This is a genomic window from Pelomonas sp. V22 (assembly GCF_030014915.1).
Classification (GTDB): Bacteria; Pseudomonadota; Gammaproteobacteria; order Burkholderiales; family Burkholderiaceae_C; genus JAUASW01.
Genome location: NZ_JAGIXS010000002.1, coordinates 455710 through 468182 on the forward strand (window position 1 = coordinate 455710; position 12473 = coordinate 468182).

Genomic DNA, 12473 nt, shown 5'->3' on the forward strand with positions numbered 1-12473 from the left:
GACTGCCAATACAAAGAAAACCCTAGCGAAGCTCAATTCATCGATGTTTTGCGGAAAAACGACTGATAAAACATGGGTTAACCCTTTGTTTCCGGCCAAACATCAAACAAACAAAGGGTAAATACCTGTCTTGATATGTAGCTCAACTACAAACAAGCTCAGACCTGCTCCAGCGCCAGGGCGGCGCCACTGAGGGCGGCCAGGGTGTCGGTGATGAGGACAGTAGGCACGGCCTCCAGGTAAGAGCGGAAGCGCCCCTTGGCCTCGAAGCGCTCGCGGAAGCGCGAGGCAAAGAAGCGGTCACCCAGCCTCGGCACGATGCCGCCGCCGATGTAGACGCCGCCACGCGCACCCAGCGTCAGGGCCACGCTGCCGGCAAAGCCGCCGAGCAAGGCACAGAACACGTCCAGGGTCTGGGCACACGAGGCATCCTGGCCGGCGATACCGTTCTCGACGATCTGCTCCGCCGCCAGGGGCGCCGCCAGCGCCTGCCCACCGAGGCGAGCGACGGCCGCATGCAGCACCGGCAGGCCGATGCCGGACAGCAGGCGCTCGGCCGACACATGGGCATGCTCGCGCCGCACCAGGGCCAGCAGCTCGCTCTCGAAATCGTCGGCCGGCGCCAGCGTGGCATGGCCGCCCTCGCCCGGCAGCGCCACCCAGCCATGAGCGGTCTGGATCACACCGCCCACACCCAGGCCGGTGCCCGGGCCGATGACCGCCAGCGTGCCCTGCGGTGTCGGCAGGCCACCCGATCCGCGCAACTGGTCGGGCCGCAGACGCGGCAGCGACAAGGCCAGCGCCTCGAAGTCATTCAGCACCAGCAGGCGCTCCAGGCCCAAGCCCTCGCGCGCCGCCGCTATGGAGAAGCCCCAGGGGCTGTTGGTGAACTCCACCATGTCGCCGGCCACGGCCGTGGCCACGGCCACCGCCGCATGACGGGGCCGCAGCGGCCGCGCATCGGCGCCGCCGGGCAGCCCCTCCAGATAGGCCTCCACCGCCTCGGCCAGCCCCGCATGGGCAGCAACCGGCAGGCTGCGCACATGAAGAATCGGACCGCCCGCCCGCTCGACCAGGCCAAACCGGGCATTGCTGCCGCCCACATCGGCCACCAGGCACAAACCATCCCGATTCATGGACGCACCTCGGCGCAGAGAGGGGCACGGAGCCCAGCAAGACGACACATAGACAGGAGGCACACAGGAATGGGAAGTTGATAAGGTAGCAAAACTACATCATCAAGACAAGCGTACTAGGCCTTACTCTGTACATTGCCCGGTAAACGGTCAAAGTTCAATGTAGCCCAGCTACATTTATCGGCGTATGGTGGGCGCTGCGGTCCTGTTGGGGCCGCGCAGATCTGCGGCCTCGGGCGCCCATGCGCCGGGGCCGTGCCCTCGGACGGTGCGCAATTGCGGCTCATAATCGCGCGCCGCCCGCTCCACAGGTCCGTCCCGCCCGCCATGACCTCTTTCGACAGCCCCCGACTCATTGCCGACATCGGCGGTACCTATGCGCGTTTCGCGCTGGAGACCTCTCAGGGCGAGTTCAGCCAGATCGCCTCGCTGCGCTGCGCCGAGCATGCGGACTTCCACGCGGCGGTCAGCAACTATCTGCAGATGCTGCCGGCCGGCACCGAGGTGCGGCATGCGGCGATAGCGATTGCCAACCCGGTCGAGGGCGACTCGGTGCGCATGACCAACTACCACTGGCAGTTCTCCATCGAGGAGATGCGCCAGCGCCTCGGCTTCGACACGCTGGTGGTGGTCAACGACTTCACCGCCCTCGCCATGGCCGTGCCGCGCCTGCGCCCCAGCGACCTGCGCCAGATCGGCGGCGGCGAGCCGCGCCGGCAGAGCGTGGTGGGCGTGCTGGGCTCGGGCTCGGGCCTCGGCACCTCGGGCCTGATCCCGGTCGGCGAAGGCTGGATCTCGCTGGGCGCCGAGGGCGGCCACACCAGCTTCTCGCCGCGCGACGAGCGCGAGATCGACATCCTGCGCTTTGCCTGGCAGCAGTTCGAGCATGTGTCCTTCGAGCGCCTGGTCTCGGGCCCCGGCCTGGAACTGATCTATCGCGCCCTCGCGCAGCGGGCCGGCGCTGCCGCCGCTCCGCTGGCCGCGCCGGACATCACCCAGCGCGCGCTCGACGAAAGCGACGCCGTCTGCGTCGAGGCGCTGGACATGTTCTGCGCCCTGCTCGGCACAGCCGCTGCCAACCTGGCGGTGACGCTGGGGGCGCTGGGCGGCATCTACATCGGCGGCGGCATCGTCCCGCGCCTGGGTGCGTACTTCGACCGTTCGCGCTTCCGCGCGCGCTTCGAGGACAAGGGCCGTTTCCGCGACTATGTGGCCGGCATCCCCACCTATGTGATCACCGCCGAGCAGGCCACGTTCATGGGCGCCTCGGCCATCCTGGACGCCCAGCTGCGCACCCTGGAGAGCACGCCCGGCTCGGCCATCCTCGGCCAGATCCGCCGCGCCCGCAGCGAGCTTTCGCCGGCCGAGCTGCGCGTGGCCGAGCATGTGCTTGCCCATCCGCGCGACGTGCTGAACGACCCCATCATTGAGATCGCCAAGGCCGCGCAGGTCAGCCAACCGACGGTGATCCGCTTCTGCCGCTCGCTGGGCTGCGAAGGCCTGTCGGACTTCAAGCTGCGTCTCGCCTCGGGCCTCACCGGCACGGTGCCGGTCACGCACACCCAGGTGATGCAGGACGACTCGGTGGTCGAGCTCGGCGCCAAGGTGCTGGGCAACACGGCCTCGGCCATCCTGCAGGTGCGCAGCGAACTGAACCGCGAAATGATCGACCGCGCCATCGAGCTGCTGCTGAACGCCAACCGCATCGAGTTCTTCGCCGTCGGCCATTACGGCGTGGTGGCGCAGGACGCGCAGTTCAAGTTCCTGCGCTTCGGCGTCTCGAGCAGCGCCTACACCGACCCACGCCTGCAGGCCCTGGCCGCCGGCGTGCTGGGCCCGCGCGACGTGGCCGTCATCATCAGTTCGAGCGGCAAGCTGCCCGAGTTGCTCGAGGTGGCCGACAAGGCGCGCGAGCGCGGCGCCGCCGTCGTGGCCATCACGGCCAGCCAGTCGCCGCTGGCGCGCAAGGCCGATGCCACGCTGATCGTCGACCATGTGGAAGACGTCTCCACCCACCTGCCCATGATCAGCCGCATCCTGCACCTGCTGGTGATCGACATCCTGGCCGTGGGCGTGGCCATGCGCCGCCATGCCGACGGCGTGCAGGCCCTCGGCGGCAATGCCGATGCGGCGCTGGACGAAGCCGAGCCGAGCCCGGCCGCCGCGCCCACGGCCAAGCGGGCCGCGCCTGGCATCAGCATGGCTTCGCCGCTGTCCAAGTTGACCTCGCACAGCCGCTGACGCAGGCGCGGCGGATAGGATGCCCGGCATGGCCCTGCGTGCCGCTCCATCGTCCATGCGCCCTCTGCTGCTCACCGGATTGCTCGCCAGCCTGCTGGCCTGGCCCGGCATGGCCGCCGCCGCGATCAGCATCTGCTTCAACCAGGAGCTCAACGACCCTGCCGCTCACCCGGTGGCCGTCGAGATGCTCAAGGCCGTGGCACGGCGAGCGCCCGAACTGGACATCCGCCTCGTGCCCCTGCCCTGGGCCCGCTGCCTGCGCGAAGCCACACAGGGCGAGCATGACGGCGTGCTCGCAGCCAGCCACAGCCCGGAGCGCGCCGCCGGCCTCAGCTTCCCGCTGCGGCCCGATGGCCAGCCCGACGAGGCGCGCCGCATGTTCTCGCTCGGCTACTGGCTGCTGCGCAGCAAAGGCAGCACGGTGAGCTGGGACGGCCAGCGCTTCGCGGGCCTGGCCGAAGCGGGCCCGCCGCTGGGGGCGCAGCGCGGCTACTCGATTGCCGACTTCGCCCGCCAGCATGGTGCGGCCGTGGATGATGGCGCCGCCACCGCCCAGGCCCTGATGAAGAAGCTCGAGCTCGGGCGCCTGGCCGGCGTGCTGGTGTCGCAGGCCCACGCACACGAGCTGGCGGCAGATCCGCAATGGGCCGGCAAGCTCGAGCCCGCCGGGCCCCTGCTGCTGCGCAAGCCCTACTTCCTGGCCTGCTCGCAGCGCTTCGCAGCAGCGCGCCCACGGGATGCCGAGCGCCTCTGGGCCTTGCTGGTGCAGGAGCGCGAAAGTGCGGCGTTCAAGCGGCTCTACAGGAGCCAGCTGGGCGACGCCCTGCCCTGATCAGCAGACGCGGTTGCGGCCGGCCTGCTTGGCCCGGTACAGCGCAGCATCCGCCTGAGCCAGCAAGGATTCGACGGAAGACTCGGCGCCCGGCACGCAGCTGCTCACGCCGAGGCTCAGCGTCACCACCGGCCCCACCGGCGAGGCCGGGTGTGCAATGCCTAGCGCCTCGCAAGCCAGGCGCAGCCCTTCGGCCACGGCGAGCGCGGCCTCGTGATCGGCGCCAGGCACCAGGATGACGAACTCCTCGCCGCCATAGCGCGCGGCCAGGTCGCCGGCCCGCCCCACGGCATGAGTGAACACGCCGGCCACCGCCTTCAGGCAGCGGTCGCCTTCGGGATGGCCCAGCAGGTCGTTGTAGGCCTTGAAGCAGTCGATGTCGGCGATCAGGAGCGCCAGCGGCTGCTGGCTGCGACGGGCACGGCGCCATTCCTCGTGCAAGGCTTCGTCGAAGCGGCGCCGGTTCGCGAGGCCGGTCAGTGCGTCCGCATAGGACAGGCGCGACAGATGCTCATTCGCCTCGCGCAACTCGTCGGTGCGCTGTGCCACCAGGAGCTCCATCTCGTGCTGGCGCGCCTGCAGGCTGCGGACTCGCAGGCGCATCAGCCCCATCAATCCCAGCGCGCCCGCGACGATGGCCGCGATGACGAACCAGGCCGTCTGGTAGAAACGCGCCGCCACGCTGATCACCAGCGGCGATGCCTCGCTCCACTGCACACCATCGGTCGTGGCCGACACCCGGAAGCGGTACTGCCCATGGGGCAGCGCCGGGAAAGCCACCTCGCGCAGGCTGCCCATGTCCACCCAGTCCTGGCTCAGGCCTTCCATCTGATAGCGGAAGCGCACGCGGTCGGCATACAGCAGCGTCGCCACGGTGTAGCGGATCGCCAGCGGCACGGCGCCGGGCGGCAGTTGCACCTCGGCATCGGCAGGCTGGCTGGCACCGCCCACCTGCACGTTGTCGACCCGCACCTCCGGTGGCCGGCCACCGCCCGGCAGGTGCCGGGGGTCCACGATGACCAGGCCATTGGCCGAGGGCAGCCACAGCCGGCCGTCCGGCGCCACCGCGCCGGCGCCTTGCAAGCCACCAGCGAAGGTCGTGCCGCGCAGCGCATCGCCCGGCCCGAAGCCGACCGAGCTCAGCCGGGCCTGGGTGCCATCGGCCACCGCATTCAGTTCAGCGCGCGCCACACGGTAGAAGCCGCGGTTGCAGCTCATCCAGAGATTGCCGGCGCGGTCCTCGAGGATGGTCTGCGCCAGGCTGTCCCAAAGCCCCTCGGTCGTGCGGATCGAGGCGAGCTTGCCGTCGCGCAGGCGGTTCAGGCCTTCGCCATTCGTGCCTATCCAGAGCACGCCGTCGGCGTCCTCGTGCAGGGCCATGATCCAGTTGGAGAGCAGGCCGTCGGCCTTCTTCAGCAGGCTGAAGCGGCCGCCCTTGAAGCTCAGCAAGCCCTGGCCGGCCGTGCCGAACCAGAGCGTGCCGCTGCGGTCTTCCAGCATGGTCAGCACGCCTTCGGCCGGCACCACCGGGTCGTTCACCGGCTCGAAGCCCTTGCCATTGAAGCGGGCCAGGCCGGCACGGGTACCGACCCACAGCTGGCCCTGGCGGTCCTGCAGCAGCGAGCGGATCTCGGCGCCGGGCAGGCCCTCGGCCGTGCCATAGGTCTCGATGCGGCCGCTCGGAAGCCGGTGCGCCAGACCCGCCGTGTAAGTGCCTATCCAGAGCGAGCCATCGCGGTCCTCGGCGAGGGCCGAGATCTCCTCGGTCGGCAAGCCGTCCTTCTTGCCCAGCACGCTGAGCTGCTCGCCCTCGATGCGGTTGAGCCCACCGCCGGCGGTCGAGACCCAGGTGACGCCATCGCGGCCATGCAGCACGGCGCGCACGTTGTCGTGCGAGAGCCCTTCGGCTGCCCCGAACACCACGAAGGCCCGGTTGCGCAGGCGGTTGAGGCCGCCCACCCAGTTGCCCACCCAGACGCTGCCCTCACGGTCCAGCGCCAGCGCCCAGATCTGGTTGCCCGCCAGGCCCTCGGCCGCGCCCAGCGAGCTGAAACGCCCGTCCGGACCCATGCGGCTCAAGCCGGCGCCCCAGGTGCCGATCCACAGCGCGCCCCGCCCATCGCGCGCGAGGGCCGTCAAATGATCGGTGGGCAGGCCATCGGCCATGGTGTAGATGCGGGCAATGCGACCCTGCTGCAAGTGCACCAGGCCGGCCCCGGCCGTGGCGGCCCAGATGCCGCCTTGCGCATCGGCAATCACCGAGCGCACCTGCGCGTGCGGGAAGCGGCCGTTCTCCGGATTCATCGCCAGGAACTTGCCGTTCTCGAACGACACCAGGCCGCCGCCACTGGTGGCGATCCAGAGCACGCCGGCCGCATCGAACGCGAGAGCGCGCAGCTTGTTGGTCGGCAACCCGTCGGCCTGCTGATAGCGCCTCACCTTGCCGGCCTGCCAGCGCAGCAGGCCGCTCTCGCTGGCCATCCACACCGCGCCATCCGGGCCTTGAGCGAAGCCCCAGACGCGCCGGCCCTCGGTCAACTCGGGGGCGATCACCTGTTCGAACCGCCCCTGGCGCCAGAGAACGGCGCCCTGGGCATGGCCGATCCAGAGCTGCCGCTGCTCGTCTTCAAGCAGGCCGAACACGGGCCCGGAGGCCAGCATCGGTGCCTGCTCGGCCGTGACACCAGTGAAGCGCGCGCCATCGAAGCGGGCCAGCCCGCCTGACGTGCCCACCCAGAGCTGGCCGTCGCGGGTCTGCAGCAGCGCCTGCACGGTGTTCAGCGGCAGGCCTTGCTCGGTCTGCCACAGGTCGAGCTTGTATTGGCTGAGCGAGCCGGTCGGGTCGCTCAGACGGTGGGGGGTGGCTGGGCCGGATGGCGCGGCCTGAGGCGCACCGAGTGCGATGGCCCAAGCCAAGGCAGCGAATACGGCAACTACAGCGCGAACCTGCTTCGCGGCCAGTGGGAACAAGGGGAGCCTCGGGGTCGAATCTAGCGTTGACCGGCGCAAGCGTACACGAGGCGCGCCGCTGCCAGGGCCAGCCAAGCGCGGCCCGGCGTGGACTGGGTCACGGCCACTGCCAGACCCTCACCGCCCTCACCTCCTGCCGCGACCAGGTGCTGCGCAGGCCGAAGTAGCCCGAGCGCAGCGGCGCGGGATCGCTGAAGGCAAAGAACTCGACGCCATCCACCCGCACGCTGGAGCGGCCCTCCTGCACCAGCACCTGGATCAGGTACTCGTGGTTGGGCTTGAGCAGATGGGCAGCATCGCTGTACTCCTGCAGCAGGCGGCGCTCGCCGCCGCCGTACTTGCGAAAGCGCGTGCTGGTGTTGTGGTTGCCGCCGATGCCCACGTAGTAGAGGTCGAGCCCGTCGTAGGCCTCGAACTGGCCGTTGCGGGTGAAGAGCTCGACATTCTTCGGGTCGCTGGCCATCCAGAACAGGTTGAGGTCACTGAGCCTGTCGTTGGAGCCATCCTCCACCAGCACCTTGCGCCGGAACTCGATCAGCAGATTGCCCTGCAGCTTGCGATTCAGCCAGACGGTGACGCCGCCCCGGGTGTCCAGCACCAGCTTGCCGTCCTGCACGCTGACGCTGGAGTGGAGCTCCGGCTGGTACTCGGCGATCCAGGCCGCAGGATCCAGGCGGGCGATGAAGTCATCTGCAAAGATCAGGCGGCGCTCGGCCGGAAGGGCTTCAGCGGCCAGAAGCGGGCCGCCGCTCAGGAGCAGCAGCGGCAGGCAAAGGGCGAGCGCATACAGGCGGTTCATCGTCATCGGCATCGGTGGGCGCCGCGAGCCTACACGAACGCCGCAGCGCTTTGAATCAGAATGCTGAGCAATCATGACCCAGCCCACCCTGCCCCGCCCGCACCAGCTGCTGCTGGCCCTCTCCCTCGCTCTTTCACAGAGTGCGAGCCTCGCAGCCACGGCAGCAGCCGAGCCCATTGCGGTGCCAGGTCTTGCCAAGCCGGCGCAGATCCAGGTCGACCGCTGGGGCGTGCCCCACCTCTATGCCGCCAGCAGCGAGGACCTGTTCTTCCTGCAGGGCTTCAACGCCGCGCGCGACCGGCTGTTCCAGATCGACCTCTGGCGCCGCCGGGGCCTCGGCAAGCTGGCCTCGATCTTCGGTGCCAACTTCGTCGAGCAGGACCGGGCGGCGCGGCTTTTCCTCTACCGGGGCGACATGGCGCGCGAATGGCGCAGCTACGGGCCTGAGGCCCAGCGCATCGCCACGCGCTTTGCGGCCGGCGTCAATGCCTACATCGACCTGATCGCCAAGGACACGAGCCTGCTGCCCCTGGAGTTCGGCTACTTCGGCTACCTGCCCGAGAAGTGGCAGGCCGAGGACGTGGTACGCATCCGCAGCCACGGCCTCACGCGCAACCTCAGCTCCGAGGTCTCGCGCGCCACCATGGCCTGCGTCAGCGACCTGAAGCACGACCCGGTGCGCGCCCGCCTCTCGCCGCCCTGGGAAGCCCAGATGCCGCCGGGCCTCGACCCCTGCCTGCCACCCGAGCTGCTGCGCAGCTACCTGCTTGGCACACAAGGAGTCCAGATCAGCGGTCGCGACGAGCGCCGCAGCGCGCTCGAAACGCCCGAGCCCCCCGAGGCGCTGCTGGCGGCCGAGCAGCACAGCCAGCGGTCCGAGGGCAGCAATGCCTGGGCCATCGCGCCAGCACGATCAAGCACCGGCCGCGCCATCCTCGCGAGCGACCCGCACCGGGCCCATGGCGCGCCTTCGCTGCGCTACATCGTGCACCTGAACGCGCCCGGGCTGAACGTGATCGGCGGCGGCGAGCCGGCCCTGCCCGGCGTCTCCATCGGCCACAACGGCCAGGTCGCCTTCGGCCTCACCATCTTCGGCACCGACCAGGAAGACCTCTACGTCTACGAAACCAACCCGGCCCGCCCGAACGAGTACCGCTACAAGGGGGCCTGGGAGCCGATGAAGCGCCTCACCGAGACCATCGCCGTGCGCGGCGGTGCGCCGGTGCAGGTCGAGCTGCTGTTCACCCGCCACGGCCCGCTGCTGTATGCCGACACCGCCAAGCAGCGTGCCTATGCCTTGCGCGCGGCCTGGGCCGAGCCCGGCATGGCGCCCTACTTCGGCAGCATCGACTACATGAAGGCGCAGAGCTTCGGCGACTTCCGCCGCGCCATGGAGAAATGGGGCGCACCGAGCGAGAACCAGATCTATGCCGACGCGGCCGGCAACATCGGCTGGGTGGCCGGCGGCCTGGCGCCGGTGCGGCCCAACTGGGACGGCCTGCTGCCCGTGCCCGGTGACGGCCGCTACGAGTGGAAGGGCTTCTGGGCCGGCAAGGACATGCCCTCGATCTACAACCCCGAGGCCGGCTGGCTGGCATCGGCCAACGAACAGAACCTGCCCGCCGGCTATCCGTACAAGGAGCGCAAGCTGGGCTTCGAATGGGCGGTCACGGCCCGCTACCAGCGCCTGGCCGAGGTGCTGAAGTCGCAGCCCAAGATGAGCCTTGAGGACACGATGCGGCTGCAGACCGACCTGCTCTCCATCCCGGCGCGGCGCCTGCAGGCCGTACTGAAGAGCGCCAGCCTGCAAAGCGCCCCCGCCAAGGAGGCAGCGCGTCTGCTGCAGGACTGGGATGCGGTGGAGAACGGCAGCTCGGCCGCCGCCGCGCTGTACGAGCTCTGGTTCACGCGCCACCTGGGCCCGGCGCTGAAGGATGCGCTGCTGCCGCCCCGCGCCGCCCAATTGCTGCGTACAGCCGACGCCGAAGTGATGCTGGACACCCTGGAGCAGCCCGAGCCCGCGCTGGGCGCGAACGGCCGGGCCCGCCGCGACGAGATCCTCGACAAGAGCCTCGCGGGCGCCTGGGCCGAGCTGCAAAAGCTCGCCGGCAGCGACCCGGCCGCCTGGCGCTGGGACAAGCTGCACCACATCCTGTTCGCCCATCCGCTGGCCAATGCCGCTGATGCGACGACGCGGGCGCGCCTCAACGTCGGGCCCCTGCCGCGTCAGGGTGGCAGCCACACGGTCAATGTCTCGAGCTACGACCCGGCGAACTTCCGCCAGATCGGCGGTGCCTCGTTCCGCGTGGTGATCGACGTGGGCGACTGGGACAACTCGCGCGCGATGAATACGCCGGGCCAGTCGGGCGACCCGGCGAGCCCGCATTACCGCGACCTGGCCCCGCTGTGGCTCAAGGGCGAGTACTTCCCGCTGCTCTACACGCGGGCCAAGGTCGATGCGGCGACCGAACGCCGCATCGAGCTCGTCCCCGGCAAGTAAGCCGGGGGGAGACCGGATCAGGCCGCGCTGGTCGCAGCTGCCGATGGGCTGCGGTCAATCCGCAGCTTGGGCACCTGACGGTAGGTGAAGCCGCGCCACAGCCATTCCATCGGGCCGTAGCGGAAGCGGCTCAGCCACCAGTTGCTGAATGCGATCTGGGCGATGTACACGACGGCGACGAAGACCACCTGCATGCTGCGCGACATGCCCCAGTGGCCGAGGCCATAGCCGTAAAAGTACAGCGTGCAGATCAGCGACTGCATCAGGTAGTTGGTCAAGGCCATGCGGCCCGGCGCAGCCAGGTAACGCACCGCGCCGAAGGTCTTGCTGTGCAGCATCACGACCAGCAGGCCCACGTAACCCAGGCAGGCCGGCAGATTGCCCAGCGTGCGCAGGCCATGGGCGATGCCCCAGCCGTCGTAGCGGTCGCCTGGCGTGTGCGAGACACCGATGAAGCAAGTCACCAGGCCAAGGCCGATGCCGATCGGCAGGCCCCACAGCGCCATCTTGCGGAACAGCGGCAGGTGGCGCTTGGTGTCTTCCATCACGCCGGAGCGCACGAACCACACGCCCATCAGGAACATGCCGACCAGCAGCACGGCAAAGCCCGCATCGCCGGCGGCCTTCTCGGGGAACTGGCGGGCACGGCGCTCGACGATGTCGGCATAGCTGCCCTTGCTGAACAGCTTGGTTTCGGTGGCGCGGTTCTCGGCGCCCTCCTTCAGCCGCTTCTCCTTTTCGGCCTTGGCTTCGGCCGCCTTCTCGGCCCTGGTCTTGGGCTTTTCAACCGCCTTGGCGGCCGAAGCGGCCTTGGCCACCGAGGCTGCTGCCAGCACCGGCGACGCCGGGGCCGCAGGTGTGGCCGCAGCGCTCACGGCCGGCTTGTCTTCACTGCCCGGCGGCACGACGGTGGGATCGGGCGAGAACTGCTGGGTCACGGCCCCGAGGGTCATGGCCAGGCCCGAAAACACGTAGATGCTGGCGGCCATGCGCAGGCTGCGCTTCTCGGCCGGCTCGTAGTACTTCTTGGACAACCAGCCAAAAATCAGCAGCAAAGGACCGAATGCCGACAGCGACAAGCGCGCCTCCATCGGGCCATCCGGCCAGGCCCAGAAGCCGACAGCGGCCACCGTGGCGAGCCCGCCGATCAGCATCAGCAGGAAGCTGAACAGCGGCGTGCCGAACACCCGCTTGGGCGAACGCAGGTAGATGCCCAGCAGCCCGATGAGGATGAGGCCGACCATCACCGCGAACATCGCATTGGCCGCAAAGCCGAGGCCCAGCGCCGCGAGGATGCCGATGAAGATGGGCCAGGGCCGGCCGTACAGCACGATCATCAGCCCGAGCGCCCCGATGGCGTAGCTGAAGAGGATGTCGCCTTCCCACAGGAAGATGTAGTGCATGGCGCCGAAGACGCCCAGCGCCAGCACGCGGCGCAGGTAGACCTTCTTGAACTCGCGCCCGGCCTTCTCGGCCCGCACCAGCATCACGGCAAAGCCCATGCCAAACAGCAGGGAGAAGATGGTCCAGAACTTGCCGGCCACGAAGTAGTTGACGAACCAGTTGGCCAGCCAGTCGAGGCCGGTGGCATCACGCGGGATGCCGTCGTTGAAGGCAGCGAACGGTCGGTTGAACCATTCGATGTTCATCAGAAAGATGCCCACCAGGGCAAACCCTCGGACGACGTCCAGCGCCTCGATGCGCTGGTTGTCGGCCACGGGGGCGAAGGGTGCCGGCGCTGCTGGGCTTTCCGGCGAAGAATTCTCTGACACAGCATTCATTAGGTAGCTCCCGAAATTGTTGGACTGTGTGTGGAGGACGGAAGCGCGCATCCTCGCAGGCCTGTGCGAATTGCGACACCCCACATGCGACAAAGCGACAAAAACACGGGATCGGCGACCCATTGGCAGGACGACTGTCCGCTGCTCTTGGCACTCCCCATTCGAGGGCCGCTTGACGCTACAGTCGGATGGCAATTCCTCTGTATAGCGCCGG

The 12473-nt window shown here is 69.0% G+C and carries 7 protein-coding genes; 3 read left to right on the plus strand and 4 right to left on the minus strand.

Annotated elements, in window-relative coordinates:
- Positions 1-158: 158 nt before the first annotated feature.
- Positions 159-1136 (minus strand): glucokinase, encoded by a 978-nt coding sequence (gene glk / locus J7U46_RS11430; protein WP_282825860.1) that lies wholly within the window; start codon positions 1134-1136, stop codon positions 159-161.
- Positions 1137-1463: 327 nt separating this feature from the next.
- On the opposite strand from glk, the gene J7U46_RS11435 reads away from it, so the two are divergent.
- Positions 1464-3377 carry a glucokinase gene (locus J7U46_RS11435; RefSeq protein WP_282825862.1) on the plus strand — a complete coding sequence of 638 codons (1914 nt, stop codon included), beginning with the start codon at positions 1464-1466 and terminating at the stop codon, positions 3375-3377.
- A gap of 28 nt (positions 3378-3405) precedes the next feature.
- A complete protein-coding gene (locus J7U46_RS11440; RefSeq protein ID WP_282825863.1) occupies positions 3406-4209 on the plus strand; it encodes a transporter substrate-binding domain-containing protein in 804 nt (267 codons plus the stop codon).
- Here J7U46_RS11440 and J7U46_RS11445 read toward each other — a convergent pair whose 3' ends face one another.
- Together J7U46_RS11445 and J7U46_RS11450 are read right to left on the minus strand one after the other, a co-directional pair.
- On the minus strand, positions 4210-7125 hold the full coding sequence (locus J7U46_RS11445) for a ligand-binding sensor domain-containing diguanylate cyclase (protein WP_282825865.1): 2916 nt from the start codon (positions 7123-7125) through the stop codon (positions 4210-4212).
- 151 nt (positions 7126-7276) lie between these two features.
- A complete protein-coding gene (locus J7U46_RS11450) occupies positions 7277-7984 on the minus strand; it encodes a DUF6250 domain-containing protein (protein WP_282825867.1) in 708 nt (235 codons plus the stop codon).
- A gap of 67 nt (positions 7985-8051) precedes the next feature.
- Here J7U46_RS11450 and J7U46_RS11455 point away from each other — a divergent pair, with 67 nt between their 5' ends.
- Positions 8052-10478 carry a penicillin acylase family protein gene (locus J7U46_RS11455; protein WP_282825869.1) on the plus strand — a complete coding sequence of 809 codons (2427 nt, stop codon included), beginning with the start codon at positions 8052-8054 and terminating at the stop codon, positions 10476-10478.
- 17 nt (positions 10479-10495) lie between these two features.
- Here the strand turns inward: J7U46_RS11455 and J7U46_RS11460 are convergent, their stop codons facing one another.
- Complete coding sequence (locus J7U46_RS11460; protein WP_282825872.1) at positions 10496-12196, minus strand: DUF418 domain-containing protein; 1701 nt, start codon at positions 12194-12196, stop codon at positions 10496-10498.
- Between the last annotated feature and the right edge of the window lie 277 nt (positions 12197-12473).

Bases quoted from the DNA above. Each gene is read 5' to 3' on its own strand.
- glk (WP_282825860.1), bottom strand. From the start codon at position 1,136: ATGAATCGGGATGGTTTGTGCCTGGTGGCCGATGTGGGCGGCAGCAAT.
- J7U46_RS11435 (WP_282825862.1), top strand. From the start codon at position 1,464: ATGACCTCTTTCGACAGCCCCCGACTCATTGCCGACATCGGCGGTACC.
- J7U46_RS11440 (WP_282825863.1), top strand. From the start codon at position 3,406: ATGGCCCTGCGTGCCGCTCCATCGTCCATGCGCCCTCTGCTGCTCACC.
- J7U46_RS11450 (WP_282825867.1), bottom strand. From the start codon at position 7,984: ATGACGATGAACCGCCTGTATGCGCTCGCCCTTTGCCTGCCGCTGCTG.
- J7U46_RS11455 (WP_282825869.1), top strand. From the start codon at position 8,052: ATGACCCAGCCCACCCTGCCCCGCCCGCACCAGCTGCTGCTGGCCCTC.